Genomic DNA, 22,450 nt, shown 5'->3' with positions numbered 1-22,450 from the left:
GGGTTCCGTTCCCGCCGTCCCTTCGTCTCTTCGCCCGTTCGTCTCTTCGGAGGTTCCGATGTCCAGCCATCTGACGCGTCGCCGGTTCGTGACCGGATCTCTCGGCGGACTGTTTTCGCTGGCCCTGAAGCACCGCTGCGACCGGCTCTTCGCCGCGGACGGAAGCCGGCGGACCAAGCGGTGCGTCGTCCTCTGGATGGGCGGTGGGCCGAGCCAGATGGACACCTTCGATCCCAAGCCCGGGACGGCGACCGGCGGGCCGACGCAGGCGATCCAGACGGCCGTTCCCGGCGTCTCGATCGCCGCGGATCTTCCGGAGATCGCGAAGCGGATGGAGCACCTGAGCCTTCTCCGCGGCCTCACCTCGCCGGAGGGGGATCACGACCGGGGAGAGCACTTCCTGCACACGGGCTACCCGTTCGTCCAGGCGTTCCCGCGGCCGACACTGGGGGCGGTCGTCTCGCACGAGAATCCGCCGGCTGACTTTCCGCTGTTCGTTTCGATCGGGGCCCGCGGGCTCGGGCCCGCCTACATGGGGCCGGACCATGCCCCGTTCGCCGTGGAGAATCCGGCCGAAGCGGTGCGGCTGATCACGGGCCTGCGGAGGCAGCGGGGGACGCTCCGCACGCTCGAACAGTTCAACAGCGGCTTCGACGCGGCCCATGCGGACGCGGCGCTCGACCGCCGCAAGGCGTCGCTGCGGAAGGTCGAGCGGATGCTGACCACGCCGTTCGTCAAAGCCCTTGACGTCGAGAACGCCGCGGAGGCGGACAAGCTCCGCTACGGGGAGAGTGAGTTCGGTCAGCGGTGCCTCCTGGCCCGGCGGCTCCTGGAGTCGGGGGTGCAGTTTGTCGAGATCGCGCACGGAGGCTGGGACACGCATGACAACAACTTCAGCCAGGTGTCGCGGCTCTGCGGCGAGATCGACCGCCCCTGGGCCGCGCTGATCGACGACCTCCGGAGCAGCGGGCTGTGGGACGAGACGGTCCTCGTCTGGATGGGAGAATTCGGACGGACGCCGCAGATCAACGGGAATACCGGCCGGGATCACTTCCCGGCGGTGACTCCGGTCGTTGTGGGCGGGGGTGGTCTTCGCGGTGGGCTGGCGATCGGGGCCACCGATGCGTCGGGCCACAGGATCACGGAGGGAGAGGCGAAGGTGCCGGACCTCCTGGCGACATTGATGACGGCCATCGGCATCGATCCCGCGCACGAGTTCCGGACGGAGTTCGGCGCGGTCGCTCCGGCGACGGATCACGGCCAGGTCATCAAGGCGCTGCTCTGAGGCGGATGAGGAGCGGCGGCGCTCACGGTCTTCAAATTCCGACTGAGTCGACGCTTGGCAGAGACCACCTGAGGCGACGTCACGTACCGCGGTCTATGGCGTCGTCGTCACGGCCACGGTCCAGTAGCTGACACCGGCGACCAGGGCCACCAGGACGCAGAAGGCGATGGCCAGGATGACGCTGATCATCCCGCCGGCCATCGCATCGTCGCTTCGAAACGCAGCTTCATCGTCCTCCGCGAACGGTCCCGGCGTGAGAACGGCCGGAGCCGCGCGATCCGGCGGCGCGACGTCGGCTTCGACGGGGACCGGGGACAGAAACGAATGATCTCGGGACACGCCGGAAGTCGGGCGTTCGAGTTGGGCGGTGCTCATGGTGACGTTCTCCGAAGGGGAAATGCAGGTGCGGGGAAGGGGGACATCCGGAAGGATCGATTGACGGGGAGGCACGGTCCGCGGGGGGCCGGGGCATCACGTCATGACGCGGCGCGGGGAGCGCCGGTCGAGTCCGGCGATCTGGTTCGAAAGCTGCTCGAGCTGACGGCATACATCAGCGAGAGCCAGACGCTGCGGGCGTAGCGAAAGAACCAGATGGGAAAGAGGACCGTGATTGCGGCACAGCCCCAGAGCACGACGCGCTTGTCGAAGCCGTAGACGTGCACCGCCAGAATGAAGATCGCTGAGGTCAGCAGGACGGTGGCGGCGTAGTTGGCGTAGATTGATCCCAGATAGAAGCCGGGATCGGGTTCCAGGCCGAGGCCGCAATGCGGACAGGCGGCATACATGGTCATCGGCCGCTGGAACAGGCCGCCGCTCTGGCAGCGCGGGCACCGCAGACGAAGGGCCGTCCACACTCGCGAGATCATTCTCATCGTAAGCTCCTTGAGACGATGAGAGCCTTTGCAATTCCCGCTCCATAGGGAATGGAATGACACAACGGCTTTCTATTGCGGGTGTTGCGAAATAACTTCTTCGCGGACAGCATTGTGGGAATTCACGAAAGAGCGATAATTCGCAAACGCCTTCGTGAAATATCACAACAATGCGAACCTCTCTCGTCTCGCCGGAGCAGTGCCGCCAACTCCTGCTGGCCATGGCCCGGCAGCGGTCCACGCCCGACATCCTGCATGAGCTCGTAACCGGGCTGGTCGATCATTGCGGCGCTGCGCTCGCACGCGTGTGGCTCGTCATCCCGAAGCCCCAGTGCGGACGCTGCCCCGCTCCGGATCGGTGTGAGTCGCACGAGAATTGCTTGAGGCTCAGCGCCAGCGCCGGGCGGTCCGTCGACGGCACCGACTGGTCAGGTCTGGAGGGGCGGTTCTCGCGAATCCCGTTCGGCTTCGGGAAGGTTGGCCATATCGCCCAGACCCGCGAGCCGGTCGAAGACCGGAAGGTGAGCGCCCGCTCGCCGTGGATCGCCGATCCCGAGTGGGTCCGCCGCGAAGGAATCAAGGGGGTGATCGGCCAGCCGATGATCCACCACGATCAGCTGCTCGGTGTCCTCGCCGTCTTCACCCGCCAGTCCCCCAGCGAGGACGACCTCGCCTGGCTCCGCGCGTTTGCGGATGACGCCGCCAGCCGGATCGCGAACAACGACGCCTTCGCCCGGATCCGCGAACTGCGGGACCAGCTGGCGTCTGAAAATGAATACCTCCGCGACGAAGTCAAGGCCTCGCATCAGGCCGGCGACCTCGTCGGAGAAAGCCCCGTCATGCGGAACCTGGAGAGCCGAATCCGACTGGTCGCCCGGACCGACGCCACGACGCTCATCCAGGGGGAGTCCGGGACGGGCAAGGAACTGGTGGCCCGCGCGATCCACCAGCAGAGCCTCCGCGCGGCCCATCCGCTGATCACGGTGAACTGCGCCGCCGTTCCCGCGGAGCTCTTCGAGAGCGAGTTCTTCGGCCATGTCGCCGGGGCGTTCTCCGGGGCGGTCCACGACCGCGCGGGACGGATCCAGCTCGCCGAGCAGGGGACGCTGTTCCTGGACGAAATCGGCGAGATCCCGCTCCCGATGCAGGCCAAGCTCCTCCGGGTGCTGGAACAGGGGACGTACGAGCGGGTCGGGGAGGGGCGGACGCGGAAGGGGGACGTCCGCTTCATCGCCGCTACGAACCGGGACCTGGAAGAGGAGGCCCGCCGCGGGCGGTTCCGCAAGGATCTTTATTACCGGCTGAGCGTCTTCCAGATCGACGTTCCGCCGCTCCGCGAGCGGTCAGAGGACGTTCTCCTGCTGGCCCGGCACTTCGCGGAGTTCTACTCGAGGAAGTACCGCCTCACCGCTCCCCGCCTCTCCCGCGATCAGGCCGCCCTCCTTCAGGCGTACGAATGGCCGGGGAACGTCCGCGAGCTGCGGAACGTCATGGAGCGGGCGGTCATTGCGCATCAGACTGTCGACGCCGCGCGGGGGCTCGACTTCTCGCACCTGAAGGAACGCGGGAGAAAGTCCTCTCCGAAGATCGAAGAGCCAGCCACGCCGCGACTCATGACGGAGGCGGAGATGCGGACACTTGAACGGGAGAACCTCGTCGCCGTCCTTAAGGCGACCCGCTGGAAGGTCTCCGGGCCGGGGAGCGCGGCGGAGTTCCTCGGTCTCAACCCGGCCACGCTCGCCTCGCGGCTCCGGTCGCTCGGCATCGTCCGCTCGCAGGAGGAGCAGTCCCATGAGTAGTTCGCACGAGACCGATCCGTACGTTCAGGTCGCCGTCGTCCAGGCCGGTTCGGTGTTGTTCGACACGCCGCGGACGCTCGACAAGCTGGCGGGGCTCGCCGCCCAGGCCAAACAGGCCGGCGCTCAGGTCGTCCTCTTTCCCGAGGCGTTCGTTGGCGGGTATCCCAAGGGGAAGCTGTTCGGCCTCAGCCTGGGGCAGCGGACTCCGGAGGGGAGGGAGGAGTTCCGGGAGTATTTCGAGGGAGCCGTCGCGATCCCGAGTCCGGAGTTCGAGTTCCTCGCCACGGTCGCCCGCGAGAACGGGATCCATCTCGTCACGGGCATCATCGAACGCGCCGGCGCGACGCTGTATTGCACGGTCCTGTTCTTCGGCCCCGGCGGGGAGCTCCTGGGAAAGCATCGCAAGCTGATGCCGACCGCCCTCGAGCGAGTCCTCTGGGGATGCGGTGATGGCTCCACGCTGACGGTCGTCGAGACACTGCACGGCCGGCTCGGCGCCGTCATCTGCTGGGAGAACTACATGCCGCTCCTGCGGATGGCGATGTATGCCAAGGGGGTGGAGCTGTACTGCGCGCCGACCGTCGATGATCGGCCGACCTGGATCCCGACGATGCGGCACATCGCGATCGAAGGACGCTGCTTCGTCCTTTCGGCGTGCCAGTTCCTTCCTCCGGACGAGAAGGAGTCGTCTCCCGGAATCCGAGGCGGAAGCTGCATCGTCTCTCCTTTTGGAGAGCTGCTCGCCGGGCCGGTGTACGACGCCGAGACGATCCTCACGGCCAGACTCGACCGCCGCGAGCGGATCCGCGGGACCTTCGACCTCGACGTCGTTGGTCACTACGCCCGCCCGGATGTCTTTCGGCTGCAGGTGGACGAGACCCCAAAAGCCAGCGTCGCCCCCTTCCCGCCGGACCAGCTCTGAAATCTGTCTCCTGCGCCACAGCCGCGCCCCGTGGGAACTTCAAATGGGCCGACGCACGGAGTTTCGGAGCTCGTGCTCCGCGATCGGATAGTTGTTGAACTGGATCGAGTAGTTCGCTTCGAACCACTCCCGGATGTCGGGAAGGCAGTCCGGGTCGTACTCCGGCTCAACATAGTGGAGCTGGCCGTCGACCGGCTCGCGGATCTCGCCATCTTCGACCGCCACGCGGCCGGCGCGGACCACGTACCGCGGGATCTCGAACATCTTCTGGATGTCGTCCCGCGGCTGGTAGATCGTGATGTCGGCATCCGCGCCGGGGCCGAGGTGCCCCTTCTGTGTGAGGCCGAGCATCCGGGCTGGAGCGGCGCGGGTGATGATGGCGATCTCGGACAGGGTGTATTCGCGGGTAATGTCGCCGAGTGTGCAGGACTCGCGAACCTTCGCCGGAGCCCGGGCAAGGACCTCCTGGCGACGGGAGCGGTCCATCAGGAGGGCGATGATCTCCGGATAGGCGAGGAACGAGCCGCCGTTGGGATGGTCGGTGCTCATCGCGATCCGCCACGGGTCGGCGGCGAGGAGATACCACTCGAGGCCGATTGCCCATTGAAGAGCGTGGACAAACGACTTATCCCGATACTCGACCGGAACGATCCCGCACCCGGCCTCCATCTCGAGGTCGCCGCTGAACCACTTCTTGCCGAAGACCCGGTGGAGGTAATAGCCGAGCGGGCTGTCGCCGGTCATCGACGTCGTCGGGCCGAACAGGACCTGTCCGACATCGACCGTGAGGTTGTGGTGCGAGTTGAAATACTCGACCAGCTCCGGGACCTGCGAGCGGAACGTCGCCTGGTTGTCGGGATCGCCGCCGTAGCTGTGGAACTGGATGTGGGTCAGGTGCCCGCGGAAACCTTCGAGGGACTGCATCGTGTCGAGCGTCGTCGACCAGTTTCCGGGGAGGCCGAGGTTGTTGCAGTGGATGTGAACCGGATGCGGGAGGCCGAGTTCGTTGGCGGCCCGCGTCACTTCGCGAATGATCTGCCGCGGTGTCACGTTGAAATGCGTGACCGGCGTGTCGAGCCCCGAGACATTCCGGCCTCCGCTCTTCCAGGTCTCGACTCCCCCGGGGTTCACCAGCTTGCAGGCGTACGCCTTGGCAGCCCCCAGCAGCCACGCCACATACGCCTTGAGCCGCTGCGGTTCGTTCGCGGCGATCTGCCGGAGGATGTACTGGTTGTTCCCCATCAGGACGTAGAACCCCTTGTCGATCAGGGGGGTATCTTCGAACTCGTCGTGCGTGTGCCGCGCCATGATGGCGGGGATCGCGGCGTCGAAGGCGGAGGTGTAGCCGAGGCCGGCGTAGAGGTAGCCGGTGGCGAAGGTGCTGGGGACGCTTCCGGTCGTTCCTGAACGAGTTCGCTCCGTTCGGGGGATCACCGGGGAGCGGCGTTTTTCCTCAGGCCGCATTTTTCGCGCGGCGTTGACCTTGGGGCCGGCGATGTGGCAGTGCATGTCGACACCGCCGGGCATGACGACCATTCCCGTGGCGTCGATCTCCCGGTCGGGGCGGGTAAGGGGATCCTGCGGAGGGGGAATGATCCGGCCGTCGCGGCACCAGAGGTCGCGGACCTCTCCGTCAATGGCGTTCTGTGGGTCGTAGAGTGTCCCCCCACGGATCTTCAGGAGCGACATGAGCGAGACGGAAGCAGACGAATCGGGCTCCGGCCTCGGTGGACCGGACGGATGCGCGGGGCGGACGGGCCTTCTGCATCGGTGATCGAGGGATCATAGGGGAGATTGGAAGGTCGGCCAGTCGAACCGGGGTCCAGGGGGTCACCCCTGGTGGGGAGTGCAGAGGGGCCTGTGTTGCTTTTCTGGCCCTTTGCCCGCCTGAGGCCTGGCCGTCGAGAACCGTCTGAAGGAGCACGTATCCAAGCGCGGACGCGGTGCCGTATGCCCCCTCACCAACACGCGGCGATTGCAGAGCGAGCTGTGAGTCCTCAACGCCGGGTCCCCAAAGGGGGCGTCCGTTGTCTACCGCGGTTCCTCAGGGAAGCGCCTCCGGCGGCAAGGGGTTGCCCCCCTTGACCCCGGCTGCCGTAGCACGATGGGTTTGAGCGAGCATAGCCGTGCCGGCAAGGACGTGGTTCCGGCTCATTCCCGGCAAGGGAAAAGACTCGACACACCGCAAACGGGACGTCAAGATGACGAAAACTCAAACCTCCACCGCGCCGAACACGATGTCCGACAACGCTGCCCCCGTCGCGAATCCCACTTCCGACTCGGCCTTCGAGCCGGCGGAAGTCAAACAGTTCATCGCCGCCGACACCGAAGCGGGAACGCACATCACCCAGATGCTGTCGGTCCTGTTCCTCTACACGGTGCTCGTGATGGGACTGTCGACGCTGATCACGATCTACTGGGTTCGCTCTTCGTAAGCGGGCCGGTCCACCGGGCCGGATCCCTGTCTGCAGCGGGCCGCCGCAACAGAACTGTCAGGAAGAGAGCTGTCGATGCCAGACGCACCGGAGGCGTATCGCCGCCTCGCGCAGGAACTTCGCGAAGTCGCCCTCCTCAAATCGTGCGCGAGCGTCCTCGGCTGGGACGAACAGACCTACCTGCCGATCCACGGCGCAGAACACCGCGCCCAGCAACTGGCCATGCTCTCGGGAATGGCCCACGATCGGGCCACCTCACCGAAGCTGGCCGAACTGCTGAGCGTCGCGGAGACCGCCGTTCCCGCCGATGACTCACGCGAATCCGCTTCCGTCCGCGAAGCGCGGCGGCGATTCGACCGGGCGACGAAACTCCCCCGGCGGCTCGTCGAAGAACTGTCACACTGTGCGACGTTGTCGCAACAGGCCTGGGTCGGGGCCAAGAAGGCTCGGGACTTCCAGGCCTTCCGCCCGTGGCTCGAGAAGATGGTCGCCCTCAAACGCGAGGAAGCCCAGGCGATCGGCGGCGCGGTGCCATACGACGCCCTCCTCGACGAATACGAGCCGGGAGCGAGCTCCGCCGAGATCGCCGACGTCTTCGCCCGGCTCCGCAACGAGCTCGTCCCGCTCGTTCAGGCGATTCAGCAGAGCCCGGTCAAAGTCGACACGTCGATCCTGACCCGCTCGTATCCCGTCCCGGCGCAGCGCGAGTTTTCGCGACGGGGGGCGACGACGATCGGCTTCGACTTCGACGCGGGACGGCTCGACGAGGCGGCCCACCCCTTCTGCAGCGGGATCGGGCCCGGCGACTGCCGACTGACGACCCGGTACGACGAACACCACTTCCCGGGAGCCTTCTTCGGGACGCTTCACGAGGCGGGGCACGGGATCTACGAACAGGGGCTCGTGAAAGAGGACTTCGGCCTGCCGGTCGGCGATTCCTGTTCACTCGGGATCCACGAGTCCCAGTCGCGGATGTGGGAGAACCTCGTCGGACGGAGCCGGCCGTTCTGGGACCACTTCTTCCCGTTGGCCCGGAAGGCGTTCCCCGAGGCTCTCGGCAGCGCCTCCCTCGACGAATTCCACACCGCCATCAACGACGTCCGTCCCTCGTGGATCCGGGTCGAGGCGGACGAGGTCACCTACAACCTCCACATCATGCTCCGGTTCGAGCTGGAGCGGCCGCTGATCGCGGGAGACCTCTCGCCGGCCGACCTGCCGGGAGCGTGGAACGACGCGTTCACGAACTCGTTCGGCATGACGCCGCCGCACGACGCCCTGGGCTGCCTCCAGGATGTCCACTGGAGCGCGGGGCTGATCGGGTACTTCCCGACCTACTCGCTCGGCAACATGTATGCGGCCCAGTTCTTCGAACAGGCGCGGAAGGACATTCCCGATCTGGACGAGCAGTTCCGCCGCGGGGAATTCCTGGCCCTCAAGACCTGGCTCAACCGAAACATTCACGAGCGGGGCATGCAGTATCGAGCCAGTCGGCTCGTGGAACTCGTGACCGGGAAGCCGCTCTCGGCCGAGCCGCTGCTGCGGCACCTGAAGTCGCGGTTCGGGGCGATCTACAAGATCTGATCCCGCGAGAGGACTTCGCGCGGCGGCCTCGGTGCCGGTCGCAGACCTCTGAAGCTCAGGCGGTGACCGGGGCGGACTGCGAAGGGTCCGTCGGGCCCGGTGTTGCGTTCTCCCCGCAGCCGGGGTTCAGGAGCAGGTGCGGGAGCATTGCCCACGTCGCCGCGAAGTACGTCCGGTAGAACGGCAGCTTCCGCTCCTGCTGCGTCCGGAGTTCGGTGGCGAAGGTGTCCAGCTCGTCCGCCGTGACCATCGGGCTGCGGTGATGCGGTCCGTGGACGAAGATGTCGCTGTTGAGGTACGAGCAGACCCGCGTAATGACGTTGCCGCCATGGACCGTGCGGGTCCCTTCCAGCGGATCGAAGCTGCTCATCCCGAGGTGCTCGGTGAACTTCCGCATCGTCTGCATGACCCCCGCCATCCACCATGGCAGCATGACGGCGAGGGTGAAGTTCCACCACTGTCCGTAGTAGGCCACTCCGGCGATGACGGCGCCCCAGAAGACGAGTGAGGCGAGGTATTCGAACGTGATCTGCCGCCGGACCTCGGGCGAGAGCGGGGATTGCCGCGACCAGTAGATCCGTCCGTAGACCAGCGGGGAGGTCGCAAGCCCGGCCAGGATGTCGAACCAGGCAAAGAGCCGGCGAAAGCCCCGCGAGCAGTTCGGATCGGAATAGGGCCACAGCTCCCAGTCGACCGGACGATTCAGGTAAGCGTGATGGCGGACGTGAGTCTCACGGTAGGCGGTTGCCGGGGTGACGATCAGCATTCCGATGAAGCGGGCCCACCACCGGCAGCGGACGTGGTTGATGCGATGAATGAATTCATGCAGCAGGCTTGTGGCGCACAGAAAGAAGTAGGCGATCGGGACCGCCAGCAGCCACGGGATGTACGGGTTTGTGGTCCACCAACTCCAGACGACCGTTGCGGCGAGGAAGGGAACCAGCAGGATCAGTCGCCGACTCTGAAGATCGAGTTCGGTGTAGTCGTGCGTTTCAATCGTCGACATGAAACCAATTGTGCAGGCGGGACCGGTATGCGCACGGACTCACTCGGCATTCGAGTTCGGGCGCATTCAAAAAACCGGCAGGTCGGCACGAAGTCCTTGGGGGAGGACCTCTATCTCAAGATTGTGTCAGCTAGCTGACAAAACGCAACGTCTCCTTCCGTCTTCCAAGGAGGTCCGTGCCATCCGGGGATTCACAACTTCGGACGCCGCTGTCCCCGATTCGCAGCTTGACTTTCGAAAACCGGTTCTGCGAAAGAGGACGATTGCCCCGTGCCGGTCCCTCGACTACACCATCGTTCCGCCAGAAGTCGCGAACAGGAGTGAAGTCATGGAACGAGTCGCGTTCATGTTCCCCGGCCAGGGAGCCCAGCACATCGGCATGGGGAAGAAGATCGCGGAGTCCTGCCCCGCGGCGGCGGAACTCTTCGACCGGGCCAATGCGATCCTCGGTTACGACCTCAAGCAGCTCTGCTTCGAGGGGCCGTCGGCCGAGCTCGACTCGACCGCGGTCAGCCAGCCGGCGATCTTCGTGACGAGCCTCGCCTGCCTCGAGAAGCTGAAGGCGGATCAGCCCGGTCTCGCGGAGCGGTGCGAGATGAGCGCCGGCCTGAGCCTCGGCGAATACACGGCCCTCGTCTTCGCCGGCGCGATGTCGTTCGAAGACGGCCTCCGCGTCGTCCAGGCCCGCGGACGGGCGATGCAGGATGCAGCGGACGCCACTCCCTCGGGAATGGCCAGCATCCTCATGCTCAGCCTGGAGCAGGTGCAGCAGATTCGTGACGAAGCGGCCAGGACCGGAACGCTCGAGATCGCCAACTATCTCTGCCCCGGAAACCTCGTGGTCTCCGGTGTGAACGCCTCCATCGAAAAGGCGATCGATCTCGCCGAGGCGGCCAACGCCCGCGTCGTTCCGCTCGCCGTCGCCGGGGCCTTCCACACGGACATCATGAAGCCGGCGGACGAGCGGCTCCGTCAGGCTCTCGCTCCGGCGAACCTCTCCTCCCCGCGGATTCCGGTCGTCTCGAACGTCGACGCGAAGTCCCACACCGACCCGCAGGAGATCAAGGAGGTTCTCGTCCGGCAGGTGGTCAGCCCCGTCCGATGGGAGGACTGCGTGAAGTCGATGCTCGACGCCGGCATCACCGAGTTCTACGAGATCGGTCCCGGCCGCGTGCTGACGGGGCTCATGAAGCGGATCAGCCGCAAGACCCCCTGCACGGTCATCAACGACTCGCAGTAAGTCGGCGGCTCAGGACATCAGTCCGCGGCGCTTCAGCTCCGCCACGACGGTCTGGACGATCACCGTCACGTCCTGTCCGACCGGCTTCGAGGCCCCATCGACCGGGCAGCCGCCGATCGGCTGATCGGTGAAGCCCTGCGACGACAGCAGGCACTGCAGCGTCCGGCTGAGCGTCGTGAGGTCGGTCTGCTGCTTCTCGGACAGCGGCTGCCGCCCCTGGCCCATCTGGAACCCGCGGAGGTTCACTGCCGCGCGGAAGCCGTCCGGGAACTCCGCCTGGTAGATCATCGTGTCGAACAGCGTCACGAGGTCGTACTGCAGCTCGCGGGCCTCGTCGATCTTCCGGGCCATGGTGAGGTCATACAGCCGCCGCGTCAGCTCGGGAACGACACCGCTCGAAGCGTTCGTTCCACCGTCGCAGCCGACGAGCAGCATCGGCATCAGGGCCGCGTCCCAGCCGGTCAGGAACGAGAACTCGGGACGGTTCGGCCGGACCGCCTTGATCATCCGGATCATGTGCGGCAGCTCGCCGGAGGAGTCCTTGATCCCGACGATCTTGTCGCACTCCTCGCTCAGCCGCTGCACCGTGGGGACGTCGATCGGGCTGGCGAACATCGGGATGTTGTAGAGCGTCACGTCGATCGGCGTGTTCCGGCCGATCTCCCGGAAGTACGCGCACACCGACGCCGGGCTGAGCTTGTAATAGAAGGGGGAAACGATCGCGACGGCGCGGATGCCGAGCGAATAGGCGTACTCGCACGCCTTCAGCGTCTCCTTGACGTTCGCCTCCGCAGCCCCGGCGAGGATCGGAACCCGCCCGCGGACCTGGTCGGCGACGATCGCCAGGATCCGCCGCCGCTCTTCCGGGGTGAACCGCGTGAATTCTCCGGTCGACCCGTTCGGATAGAGGCCATGAACCCCACGCGAGATCAGCCAGTCGATGTACCGACGGAACTCCGGCTCGTTGATGTCCCCCTGGCTGTCGTACGGGACCAGGTTGGGGGTGAAAATGCCTTGGAGTCGCTGGGCCATGGAAGACTTGGAGGGCTGGGGCAACCGGGGCGGTTGCGGGGGTCGGGCGGGCGTCCGTCGCACGGGACGACACATCGAGTCATTTCAGTATGTCGACCGTCCGCCCCTCTTCGCCACACGGGGAGCCGGATTCCTACGGCGAATCAACCGGGGGAAACCGGTGGCTCGCCCCGCAAAACCGCTCCAGATCGCATGTTAAGACACTGTTCGATCTTCGGGAGGAGGACGATGCAGGCCGGAGGACCGGACGGATTCGCCTTTCCCGCCGGGCCGCGATCGCGGTACGTTCCGCCCATCGGCCAACGGACTGGCCGATGCGTGAACAGGAAATCATGGACGAACATTCCGGCGACAGCATCGGCGCCCCGGCGCTCTCCCCTGCTTTCAGGACTCGGGCGGGTTCCGCCCCTCTTTCCGTCCCGGTCCCGTTCGACCGGGTGCATCTCGTTGGCGTGGCCGGCGCCGGGATGAAGGCCCTCGCGGAGTGGCTGGCGGATTCCGGCTGCTGCGTCTCAGGATCCGACACCGCCCTGACTCCCGACCTGCGGAGCCACTTCTCCGGTCACGGGATCTCGGCCACGGCGCGGCAAGGGGTCGAGAACCTCTCCGAACCCGTCTCCGCAGTGATCCACAGCGCAGCTGTTCCGGACGAGCATCCGGAACTCCAGGAAGCCCGTCGCCGGGGTATCCGCACACTCTCTTATCCCGAGGCCCTCGGAACGCTGATGCGCGGCCGTGTCGGGATCTCGGTCGCCGGGACGCACGGCAAGAGCTCGACCACCGCGATGATCGCCTCGATCCTGGAGGCCGCTGGTCGCGATCCCTCGGTCTTCTGCGGGGCGGAAGCGATCGGCGCCGCCCGTAACGGCCGGGGCGGGAGCGGGCCGCTCGTCGTCGAGAGCTGCGAATACCGGCGGCACTTCCTCCACCTCTCGCCGCAGGTCGGCGTGATCCTGAACATCGAGCCCGATCATTTCGACTGCTATGCGACGGTCGACGAGATGGTCGAGGCCTACCGCCAGTTTGCGGTCCGGATCCCCCGCGAGGGGACCCTGGTCCTCAACCGCCGGTCTCCCGAGGCCCCGGAGCTTGCGCGAAGCTGCAACGGCCGCATCGCTTGGTACTCGCCGGAGCCCGCCACCTCCGGATGGTCGGCGTCGATGCGGAGCCAGGGCGGCGGCGAGGTCGCTTTCGACCTGTTTCACGATGGATCACGGATGGGGGCGGTCCGCTGGCCGCACCTCGGAGGTCACCAGATCGGCAACGCGGCGGCCGCCGCGGCGGTGTGCGATGTTCTCGACGTTCCGACCGACGCCATCCTGGCCGGGCTGGAGTCGTTCACGGGACTGCGGCGGCGGCTGGAAGTCGTCGGCCAGTTCCGCGGCGTGACCGTTATCGACGATTATGCCCACCACCCGACGGAAATCCGCGCCACGCTGCGAGCCGTGCGGGAGGCCTATGGCGACCGGCGAATCCGATGCGCGTTCCAGCCGCATCAGCTGTCCCGCACGCGAGCCCTGTTTGACGAGTTCGCCTCTGCCTTCGCCGACGCGAATGACGTCCTGATCTGCCCGGTCTTCGGGGCTCGGGAAGTCTACGGATCGGAGCATGTCACGGTGTCGCGATCGCTGGCGGACGAAATCACCCGGGAGGGGGTTCCGGCCCGATTCGTACCAAGCCTTGACCATGTCTCGGCGGCATTAGAGACTGACGCCCGCCCGGGGGACGTGTTTCTTGTCGCCGGGGCCGGAAACATTGAACGCGTGTGTCATGCCCTCTCTCGACGACTTCAACGAAATCACGCGGCGTGACGAGCCGCTGGCCCCGCACACCTGGATGAAGGTGGGGGGACCGGCCCAGCTCTTCTTCGAGCCGCGGAGCGTCGACGAGCTGAAGGGGGTCGCGTCCGCCTGTCACGCCGCCGGACTGCCGATCCGCGTCCTCGGCGGGGGATCGAACATCCTCGTCCGTGACGAAGGGGTGCCGGGGGCGGTGATCCGCCTTTCCGCCCCGGCCTTTGCCGAAGTCACCATCGAAGGGGAGCGGCTCAAGGCGGGGGCCGGAGCCCTCCTGTCGCATGTCGTTACCCGGGCCGCGGAAGCGGGCCTGGCGGGACTGGAGTCGCTGGTCGGGATCCCCGGGACCGTCGGCGGAGCGGTCCGCGGCAACTCCGGCGGCCGGACCGGCGAGATCGGCGAACACGTCACCCGCGTGACGGTGCTGACCGCCCAGGGAGACATCGTCGTCCGCGAGGAGGACGAGCTTTCCTTCGCCTACCGGTCCAGCAGCCTCAACGAACTCGCGATTCTGTCGGTGGAGTTCGATCTCAAGCCGGAGAATGCGGACGAGATCGCCCAGCGGATGAAGAAGACCTGGGTCCTGAAGAAGGCGGCGCAGCCCCTCTCGTTCCAGTCGGCCGGGTGCATCTTCAAGAATCCCCGCGGCCAGAGCGCGGGAGCCCTGATCGAGCAGGCGGGTCTCAAGGGGACTCGCGTCGGGAAGTGCGAAGTGAGCGATCGCCACGCGAACTTCATCGTGACCGACGTCGGGGTCCGCTCGGCGGACGTCCTGACGCTGATCGACCTGATCCGGACGACGGTCGCGGAGAAGTACGGCGTCGATCTCGAGCTGGAAATCCAGGTGTGGTGAGAGGCCGGCCTTCGGGTCGAGTCGGATCCCTCGTTGCGGGCGGCCGGAGTGCCTCGCCGCACGGGGGAATCGCTTTCCGCTGACAACCGTAGGACAGGGAGGTCGCGCCATGCGGGAACTGGTCGCTGGGGTCCGCCGGATCGTCGTGCTGCTCGGCGGAGGCTCGTCCGAGCGGGAGATCAGCCTGAGGAGCGGACGGGCCGTGACGTGTGCCCTCGCATCGCTCGGGTATGCCGTTCGTCCGCTGGACCCGCTGGAAGAGTCGGTCGAAAGGTTCCGCTGGCAGCTTGGCGATTTCGCCTTCATCGCCCTGCACGGTCGATTCGGCGAAGACGGGCAGGTCCAGAAGATCCTCGAACGTCGGGGGATTCCCTATACTGGAAGCGGCCCGGCGGCATCGCGGCTCGCCTTCAGCAAGTCGGCCGCCAAGGCAGAGTTTCGAAACCACGAGATCTCGACTCCCCGCGGCCTCGTCGTCCAGGCGTCGCGCTCGCGTGAGGAACTCCGGTCGCTCGCCGAGTCCGTGGGCTTTCCGCTGGTGGTGAAGCCGGACCAGGAGGGATCGAGCCTGGGGGTTTCGTTCGTGGCCGCGGCGGACGGGTTGATCGCCGCCTGCGAGCGGGCGTTCTCGTTCGGCCCCGTGGTGCTGATCGAACAGGCCATCGTCGGGACCGAGTGGACCGTCGGCCTGCTCGACGACCGCCCGTTGCCGCCGCTGAAGGTCACCGTTCCGGGCCAGATCTTCGATTTCGACGACAAGTACGGCCGGGAGACGACCGGGTACGACTTCGACGGCGGCGTCACGTCCGGCGAACGGGACCGGATCGCCGCTCTCGCGGCCCGCGCCGCCGGTTCGCTCGGCGTCATCGGGCTGTCGCGGGTCGACATCCGGGTGGACCGGTCCAGTCAACCGTTCGTGCTCGAGGTCAATACAGTCCCCGGGCTCACCGATCACAGCCTCGTCCCCAAGGCGGCGGAGCGGGCGGGGTGGACGCTCGGGACCCTGTGCGAAGAGACGATGCGCCTCGCCCTGCAGGGAAATCCGGTCCCGCAGATTGTGTCTTCTCCCTACGACCGGTGGCCGGATGTAGCGGATCGGCGGGCGGGCTAGAGCGGAGCAAAGTTCGGCGGCGGGTCAGCCGAGATGAGAAGCAGGAGCATTCTCGCATGGCGGCGGCACGACCCTGCGCCCGACTGATCCCATGCCCGGAAAGCGGCCTTCTTCGACTCCCCGCGTCACGACGGCCCCGTCCAAGCCGTCCCCTTCAATTCTGGTCGGGCTGCTGCGTCCCCGGATCCTGCTGACGCTCTCGATCCTGCTGTTCATCGGGGTCTTTGCCCCCTACGCCCCACGGCTGATTCCGAACCTGAAGGGGCGGCCCGAATACCGTGTCGATTCGCGTTCGATCGCGGTCCCCGGCGGGCATGAGTGGATTCCCGCCGATGTCGTCCAGGAGTCGTTCGAGGGGCGGGATCCGCTGCTCTCGCTCCTGGAGCCGGAGACGGCGGAGACGGTCGCCCGTGAGCTGCAGAAGCATCCCTGGGTCGACCGGGTCAACCGGGTCTCGGTGAACCGGAACGGCACGATCAGCGCGGATCTCTCGTACCGCAAGCCGGTGGCGTTCATTGAAGCGTCGTCGGGACTGTATCCCGTCGATGCCGATGGAGTCCTGCTGCCTCCGAAGGACTTTTCGCCGCAGGACGCGGAGGCGTTTCCGCACATCCGCAATGTGAGCTCCGCGCCTCCCAGGCAGGCGGGGCTGGTGTGGGAGGATGCGGTCGTCAAAGGGGGAGCGAAGATTGCGGACCGGCTGACGCCGGGAGGGGACCGGGAGCGGATCTGGAAGCGGTTCGGGCTGGTGGGGATTGCCGGTCCGCGGGGAGGGAAGCCGGTGTCGGGGGCCGCGGTGGATCAGATCAGCTTTGAGCTGTTGACCTCGGCCGGGTCGCGGATTCAGTGGGGGAAGGCCCCCGGTGCGGATGATCTGGAGCCGACGTTCGATCAGAAGATCGGGCGGCTGCAGCATTATCTGGCGACGTATGGATCGTTCGACAAGCCGCAGGGTCCGTACGACATCGACATTCGGGGTTTTGAGGCAATCTCGCTCTACCCCCTCGACAGCAAGCTCTACCGTTAACCCGGTCCAGGGGAACCCTGGTGGGGGATGCAAGGGGATCACATCCCCTTGCCCGCCGGAGGCCCGTCTCGTCGAACATCGTTGAAAGCAGAACGTGTCCGAGCGCGGACACCGTGTCGGATGCCCCCTCACCAATCAATGGGCAATGCGACGAAAGCGTTCTTGAGTGAGGGAGTCCTCAACGCTTGTCCCACAACGGGGACATCCGTCGTGTCCCACGGTTCCGGGACGAAAATGCCTCCGGCGGCAAGGGGGCGTGGCCCCCTTGACCCCAGGCTGCCGTGGCACGTTGGGTTTGAGCTATGGGAACCGCGCCGGCCAGGGCGCGGCTCCCGCAATGATCAGCTTTACCGCAGTCCGGCGACCTTCGCGGCGAGGTTGTCCACCGCATTGATCAACCGCTGCTGCAGCGTGATCGACAACGCCCCAAATTCCTCAATCACCGCCGGCGAAATCGCGGCATCGCACTTCTCAATCGCCGAAACGACCCGCTTCACAATCTGCTCGACCGAAGCCGCCGCCCGGCTGCTGCTCCCGCCGTCTTCGCCACCCGGAGCACCCCCACGAGCCCCCTTGCCGAAAGGGGCATACTCCCCTTCCGACGATTCCCGCGCAAAGCCGGCGGCCGTAATCGGACGCTCGGTCCCCTCAGCCACCTCGCCCCGCGGGAACCGGTTGCCACCGCCCGCCATCGAAGGCTCCTGAACCACCCCCGGCTCCACGGTCAGGTACTCATTGACCGGGTCGAACGGCGGAAGATCGAGGTCCTCGGCCGGCTCCGCCAGGTTCTCCCCATGCTGAGCCCGGCGCCACGCCTTCATCTCATTGATGGTCGCGTCGTTCTCGTTGGCCCACTGCAGGCACTCCGAGGCGTCATCCCACGTCAGCGCGGCATAGAAGTGCGACCACTTCAGCTTGCTGTACTCGCTATGGACGTCGGCAAACGTCTCCCAGACCCGCCGTCGCTGGTAGACCTGATCGCCGCTGAGTCCGATCAGACCGCCGAAATCGGCGTCGGTCCGGCCGCGGGCGTAACGCTGCGTCCACTGCGCGGCGCACTCTCCAACGATCCAGTTGCACTCGCTGAGCGCGGTCTGGGCGCGGGAAATGAGATCGGACTCGGAAACGACAGCGTGGACCATATCGACGGATGACCTTTGTGCAGAGAACCATAGGGGCGGGGAAGCGCAAACCTGTCCCGCGCCGGTTCGGCCCGCGCGATCGCTCCCGGATTGCGTCGCCGCAAAAGGAAGATCGCGTTACGGGGCGGTGAAGGGCGGATGATCCTACTCACGCCCCAGGAGCCCTTCTACGGATTCGACCGCTCCGGCGGCCCAAACGGCGGGGAGGCGAGCGGAAAGGACACGCTGGGAAAGGTTTGCACGATTCGCCGGTTGCAGGGGGGCATGTGGAATACGTGTCGGTGCAAGGCGTTCCACCGGAGCAGGCCGCCGGCCCTTGACCCTGCCGCGGACTTCGCGCTAGAGTCGGCATCGACGGTGGAACCGGAATGACCCCTTTGGTCCAGGGAGGGACGCATGCAGTTCGATGCGCGGGCAGTGGCGACTGCGGCGGTGACGGCGACGAAGGCGGGTGTTCTCAGCCTTCTGCTGCTGTGCGGCTGTTCGGAGGCTCCCCCCTCGCCTCCTGCCGCAACGTCGGAATCGGCCGGGCTGGTCAACGCCAAGGCGATTTCCGAGCCTCTGAATTCGAGCGAAGTCGCCGCGTTCCTGCAGATTGTCGAGCGCCTCCCTGGTTCGCGACCCCCCGAGCCGGAAGACCGCACGGTCACGGAACTGTCGCACGATCGCGCGGCCCGGGAGAACCTCGCGCGATGGCGGTCCAGTATCCGGGAAGGACTTGAACCGGCCCGGATCGCCGCCTCGTGGAAACACGGCTCCCGGACGGCGGCCGCGCTGCAGGATGCCGGAGTTGGGGCCGAGGACTTTGCGTCGCTTCTGTCGCGGATCAGCATGGCGTGGGCGGCTTCGCAACTGGAAGCGGACGTCGACGTTACGAGGGAGATTGCGCGGGCCGAGGCCCGGATCGAGATTCTGCTGCGGAAACTGGAGGCGATCGAGCGGCAGGCGGCGACTGTCTCGGTTGCGCCGGCTCACTGGCGGACCCAGACGGAGGCGCACTGGAGTGCGCTGGAGCAGACCGTGGCGCTGTGTGAATTCCTGCGGATCGTGGCGGCTGTCCCCGTCAGCAGCCGGGAAGCGATCGCGGCGCACGAGGTGGCGCTTTCGAAGATCCTCCCGCCGATTCCCGCGGCGATGGTGTTTGAGCGGGTGGACGAGCAGAACATTCTTCCGACGGGTTTTGAGGAGACGGTCCCCGTTCGTCCGGGCCGGCCGGAGGCGATGCGGTCCGGACGGTAGGTTGCGGCCCCGCCGGGAGCGTTCGCTCGATGGTGTTTAGGCATTGCGCCCAGCCGGGTCCAGGGGCACCCTGGTGGGGAGTGCAGAGGGGCAACGCCCCTTTGCCCGCCGGAGGCTTGTCTCGTCGAGAGACTTCTGAAGGAGTGTGTGTCCAAGCGCGGACACCGTGCCGTATGCCCCCTCGCCAACCCGTGGGAATTGCAAAGCGAGCGGTGAGTTGTGAGGGAGTTTTCATCGCTGGTTCCACAAAGCGGTCATCCGTTGTGTCCCACGGTTCCTCATGGAAGTGCCTCCGGCGGCAAGGGGGTGAGACCCCCTTGACCCCAGTGGCCGTGGCACATTGGGTTTGAGCAGGCATCGCCGTGCCGGCAAGGACATCTTTCGAGCCAGCAGGACAAGACGTTTCCGCTCCCTCGCCCTCACCGACCAATACCCCCGCACCACAACTCCCCGGCGCGGGACGTTAACGCTGCCGCGGCCCCGGCGGTATCCTCCCGAGAATCCATTCGAAGGGAGCCTGTCGCGGCCGGGAGGCCGCGCACGTCCCGCCCCCTTCCCGGTCGCCCACGGGGAATCTCATGACAACGCAGGTTCCGGCCCCGCCGGAGCGGATCGGCCCTTACCGCATCGAACGACTGCTGGGGGCCGGCGGGATGGGGCAGGTCTTCCTGGGCGTCCATGAAACCACCGGACGGGAGGCGGCCGTCAAAATGCTGCCGCCCCAGATGGCTCTCGAGCCAGGGCTCGTCATCCGCTTCAGCCGCGAGATCGACGCCATGCGGATGGTCCGCGGTGAGAACGTCGTCGAGATCTACGAGAGCGGCGAGTGGGAAGGAACCTACTTCTACGCCATGGAGTACGTCGCGGGCGAAACGCTCGCGGAAAAACTCTACCGCGAAAAGCGGATCCCCTGGCGAACGGTCATCGACTACGCGGTCCAGATCTGCCGGGCCCTCAAGTCGGCCCACAACTCAGGGATCATCCACCGCGACCTGAAGCCCTCGAACCTGCTCATCGACGAGGCCGGTCTCATCAAGCTGACCGACTTCGGCGTGGCTCAGGTCTTCGCCGCCTCCAAGGTCACGATGACCGGCGGCGTGATCGGCACCGCGGAGTACATGTCTGCCGAGCAGGCCCAGGGGAAGCGGGTCACCAAGCAGAGCGACATCTACTCGCTCGGCGCGGTCATGTACGTGATGCTGACCGGCCGGCCGCCGTTCACCGGGAAGAGCGCCCTCGACATCGTCCAGAAGCACAAGTTCGGCCGCTTCGACAGTCCGCGGCGGATCGTCCCGGACATCCCCCACTGGCTCGATTCGCTCGTCTGCCAGTGCCTCGCGAAGGAGCCGAAAGACCGTTTTCCCGACGCCTACGTCCTGTCGCTGCGGCTGCAGGAGATCCCGAAGAAGGTCGACCTGGCCCACTCGGGAACGATCGATGTCGACGGCGCGCGGGGGACCGAAGAAACCGCCCCGGCGGTCGGCGACTTCGATCACGGCCCCGTCGGCGGAACCCTGATGCGGGACCTGATCCGCGGCGAGATCGCGCGGCAGCACGAACAGAGTCCCCTGGAAAAGGTCTTCGACAACACCTGGGTTCTGGTGCTGATGCTCCTGATGCTCATCGGCTCGGTGTCGTGGTGGTGGTCGCGACGCGCTCCGTCGCCGGAAAAGCTGTTTGCCCGCGGCGAGGAGCTCATGGCGCAGCCCGCCGGTCCCGCGTGGGACGAAGCCCGCCGCGATGTCTTCGAGCCCCTGATGCTGGAGGACCCGGACACCTGGGAGCCGAAGATCGAGCCGTACCTGCGGAAACTGGCTCTCTACGACTTCCGGAAATCGTTCCTCGGCCGGCGGGGGGCGAAGGGGGAGAAAGTCCCGCGGACGGAGCTGGAGCGGTTCCTCGCGCAGGCGATGCACCACCGCCAGATGGGGCAGACCGCCAAGGCCCGCCGGCTCCTGATTTCGTTGGCCGACGTCCTGCGGAGCCAACCCGACTCGGAAGCGACCGTCAGCATGGTCGACGCGATGGTCGAGGAGCTCGACGCCCAGCCGGAAGGGCAGGGCTTCGAGGTCATGAGCCAGACCCTGGCCCGGATCGCCGAACTGCGAAAAGCAGGGAAGACGGTCGAAGCGGACCGCCTGGAGGCGAGCCTCCGCGAACTGTACCGGGACGACGACGAAGCCCGCCGGCGACTCCCCGATTCGACGGCCCAGAAGCCGCCCCGCTCCTTGCCCGCTGCCACGAAGGGGGACTCGGGGGAGCCCGATCCCCAGCCGGCCCAGGCGGAATCGGAGTCCTCGGCTCCCGATGCCCCATCCGGCGCGCCAGGTGCGGCCCCGGAAAAAGAATAACGCCGCCGGGGTTACCGGCGGCGTTGAGAGGACTCAACTTACGCGATCCGATTAGGGCTTCGGAGCTTCGGCAACCGGGCCGTCGCAGGCGATGGAGCACTGATCGTTGTCGCACTCGTCGACCGTGTCAGCGAAGACCGATCCACGGGTGTAGGCCTTGACCTGGTTGGCCGGGCCCTGGTTCTTCTGAGCCAGGAAGCCGCCGAAGTAGTAGCTCTGGTTCAGGTTGCCGATGGCGTCGCCAACGTCGTTGAGTTCCTGCACGACAGCGTGCTGGACTTCGCTCAGACCGACGATCATGCCGATCACGAGGATGGTGGCGACGAGGACGAGTTCAGCCGAAACGATGAAGCCAGCTTCATCGCGAAGGAGGGTACGCAGCATGAGTGAAAGTTCCTTTCCCAAGGTGTCTGTAGAGTTTTTGAGACATGCGTTCTCCACCGTCCGAATCCGAATGCCGGACGCTCCAAAGTCTGATCCACTCTGAAGCTTGGACGGCGGTTCCCCGGGATCGCGAGTCCCGGAGAGGCACCCGAGTGCCTTGCTTGCAAGCTGTGATGCCAAATTGCAGCTTTTAGGCCACACGTTGGTAGAACAGGCAAGAACGGAAAGATCGCTAGGTTTTTCGTTACCGTGAAAGCTTCACGGCTCCGCCGACGATACGAAGCGGGCTCGGCAAGCGCATTTCCGGAGAAACATTGGGGAAAACGAATCGTTCAAGGTCTTGAACAGCCGCCCTGCCCGTTGTGGCCGCCGAGG

General features: G+C 66.3%; 19 protein-coding genes. 12 read left to right on the top strand and 7 right to left on the bottom strand.

The window, feature by feature from the left end; genetic code table 11:
* The first annotated feature begins 58 nt into the window (after positions 1-58).
* A complete protein-coding gene (locus tag VT03_RS03465) occupies positions 59-1,285 on the top strand; it encodes a DUF1501 domain-containing protein (RefSeq protein WP_075091703.1) in 1,227 nt (408 codons plus the stop codon).
* 93 nt (positions 1,286-1,378) lie between these two features.
* Here the strand turns inward: VT03_RS03465 and VT03_RS03460 are convergent, their stop codons facing one another.
* Together VT03_RS03460 and VT03_RS03455 are read right to left on the bottom strand one after the other, a co-directional pair.
* Complete coding sequence (locus VT03_RS03460) at positions 1,379-1,660, bottom strand: hypothetical protein (RefSeq protein ID WP_075091702.1); 282 nt, start codon at positions 1,658-1,660, stop codon at positions 1,379-1,381.
* A gap of 101 nt (positions 1,661-1,761) precedes the next feature.
* Complete coding sequence (locus VT03_RS03455) at positions 1,762-2,157, bottom strand: DUF983 domain-containing protein (protein ID WP_082845908.1); 396 nt, start codon at positions 2,155-2,157, stop codon at positions 1,762-1,764.
* 170 nt (positions 2,158-2,327) lie between these two features.
* Here VT03_RS03455 and VT03_RS03450 point away from each other — a divergent pair, with 170 nt between their 5' ends.
* Positions 2,328-3,956: a sigma 54-interacting transcriptional regulator gene (locus tag VT03_RS03450; protein ID WP_075091700.1), complete on the top strand. Its 1,629-nt coding sequence runs from the start codon at positions 2,328-2,330 to the stop codon at positions 3,954-3,956.
* Positions 3,949-4,878 (top strand): nitrilase-related carbon-nitrogen hydrolase, encoded by a 930-nt coding sequence (locus VT03_RS03445; RefSeq protein ID WP_075091699.1) that lies wholly within the window; start codon positions 3,949-3,951, stop codon positions 4,876-4,878. Before VT03_RS03450 ends, VT03_RS03445 begins: the two co-directional genes overlap by 8 nt.
* A 39-nt stretch (positions 4,879-4,917) precedes the next feature.
* Here VT03_RS03445 and VT03_RS03440 read toward each other — a convergent pair whose 3' ends face one another.
* Entirely contained in the window at positions 4,918-6,567 is a 1,650-nt protein-coding gene (locus VT03_RS03440; RefSeq protein WP_075091698.1) for a formylmethanofuran dehydrogenase subunit A, read from the bottom strand.
* 512 nt (positions 6,568-7,079) lie between these two features.
* Here VT03_RS03440 and VT03_RS03435 point away from each other — a divergent pair.
* Together VT03_RS03435 and VT03_RS03430 are read left to right on the top strand one after the other, a co-directional pair.
* On the top strand, positions 7,080-7,313 hold the full coding sequence (locus VT03_RS03435; protein WP_156514257.1) for a hypothetical protein: 234 nt from the start codon (positions 7,080-7,082) through the stop codon (positions 7,311-7,313).
* Positions 7,314-7,388: 75 nt separating this feature from the next.
* The gene (locus VT03_RS03430; RefSeq protein WP_075091696.1) at positions 7,389-8,894 is read left to right on the top strand and encodes a carboxypeptidase M32; all 1,506 of its coding nucleotides are present in this window, start codon (positions 7,389-7,391) and stop codon (positions 8,892-8,894) included.
* A gap of 55 nt (positions 8,895-8,949) precedes the next feature.
* On the opposite strand, the gene VT03_RS03425 is transcribed toward VT03_RS03430, so the two are convergent.
* Positions 8,950-9,900: a fatty acid desaturase family protein gene (locus VT03_RS03425; RefSeq protein ID WP_075091695.1), complete on the bottom strand. Its 951-nt coding sequence runs from the start codon at positions 9,898-9,900 to the stop codon at positions 8,950-8,952.
* Between the two features lie 328 nt (positions 9,901-10,228).
* Here VT03_RS03425 and fabD point away from each other — a divergent pair, with 328 nt between their 5' ends.
* Positions 10,229-11,140: an ACP S-malonyltransferase gene (fabD, locus tag VT03_RS03420; RefSeq protein ID WP_075091694.1), complete on the top strand. Its 912-nt coding sequence runs from the start codon at positions 10,229-10,231 to the stop codon at positions 11,138-11,140.
* Positions 11,141-11,149: 9 nt separating this feature from the next.
* Here fabD and VT03_RS03415 read toward each other — a convergent pair whose 3' ends face one another.
* Positions 11,150-12,172, bottom strand: coding sequence for a dihydrodipicolinate synthase family protein (locus tag VT03_RS03415; protein WP_075091693.1), 1,023 nt, complete (start codon positions 12,170-12,172; stop codon positions 11,150-11,152).
* 314 nt (positions 12,173-12,486) lie between these two features.
* Here VT03_RS03415 and murC point away from each other — a divergent pair, with 314 nt between their 5' ends.
* From murC to VT03_RS03395, 4 genes are all read left to right on the top strand, one after another.
* Complete coding sequence (gene murC, locus VT03_RS03410; RefSeq protein WP_075091692.1) at positions 12,487-13,983, top strand: UDP-N-acetylmuramate--L-alanine ligase; 1,497 nt, start codon at positions 12,487-12,489, stop codon at positions 13,981-13,983.
* On the top strand, positions 13,943-14,821 hold the full coding sequence (gene murB, locus VT03_RS03405; protein ID WP_075091691.1) for a UDP-N-acetylmuramate dehydrogenase: 879 nt from the start codon (positions 13,943-13,945) through the stop codon (positions 14,819-14,821). The genes murC and murB overlap by 41 nt, the downstream gene beginning before the upstream one ends.
* A gap of 109 nt (positions 14,822-14,930) precedes the next feature.
* On the top strand, positions 14,931-15,932 hold the full coding sequence (locus tag VT03_RS03400) for a D-alanine--D-alanine ligase (protein ID WP_075091690.1): 1,002 nt from the start codon (positions 14,931-14,933) through the stop codon (positions 15,930-15,932).
* A gap of 91 nt (positions 15,933-16,023) precedes the next feature.
* Positions 16,024-16,959 carry a cell division protein FtsQ/DivIB gene (locus tag VT03_RS03395; protein WP_075091689.1) on the top strand — a complete coding sequence of 312 codons (936 nt, stop codon included), beginning with the start codon at positions 16,024-16,026 and terminating at the stop codon, positions 16,957-16,959.
* A gap of 347 nt (positions 16,960-17,306) precedes the next feature.
* Here VT03_RS03395 and VT03_RS03390 read toward each other — a convergent pair whose 3' ends face one another.
* Positions 17,307-18,101, bottom strand: coding sequence for a hypothetical protein (locus VT03_RS03390; RefSeq protein ID WP_075091688.1), 795 nt, complete (start codon positions 18,099-18,101; stop codon positions 17,307-17,309).
* A gap of 396 nt (positions 18,102-18,497) precedes the next feature.
* Here VT03_RS03390 and VT03_RS03380 point away from each other — a divergent pair, with 396 nt between their 5' ends.
* Both VT03_RS03380 and VT03_RS03375 read left to right on the top strand, forming a co-directional pair.
* Entirely contained in the window at positions 18,498-19,340 is an 843-nt protein-coding gene (locus VT03_RS03380) for a hypothetical protein (RefSeq protein WP_075091686.1), read from the top strand.
* A gap of 578 nt (positions 19,341-19,918) precedes the next feature.
* The gene (locus tag VT03_RS03375) at positions 19,919-21,691 is read left to right on the top strand and encodes a serine/threonine-protein kinase (protein WP_075091685.1); all 1,773 of its coding nucleotides are present in this window, start codon (positions 19,919-19,921) and stop codon (positions 21,689-21,691) included.
* A gap of 51 nt (positions 21,692-21,742) precedes the next feature.
* Here the strand turns inward: VT03_RS03375 and VT03_RS03370 are convergent, their stop codons facing one another.
* Positions 21,743-22,075, bottom strand: a complete 333-nt coding sequence (locus tag VT03_RS03370) for a hypothetical protein (RefSeq protein WP_075091684.1) — start codon at positions 22,073-22,075, stop codon at positions 21,743-21,745.
* Positions 22,076-22,450 lie beyond the last annotated feature (375 nt).

The organism is Planctomyces sp. SH-PL14 (genome assembly GCF_001610835.1).
Lineage (GTDB): Bacteria > Planctomycetota > Planctomycetia > Planctomycetales > Planctomycetaceae > Planctomyces_A.
This window is presented reverse-complemented; position numbering and strand designations above follow the sequence as displayed.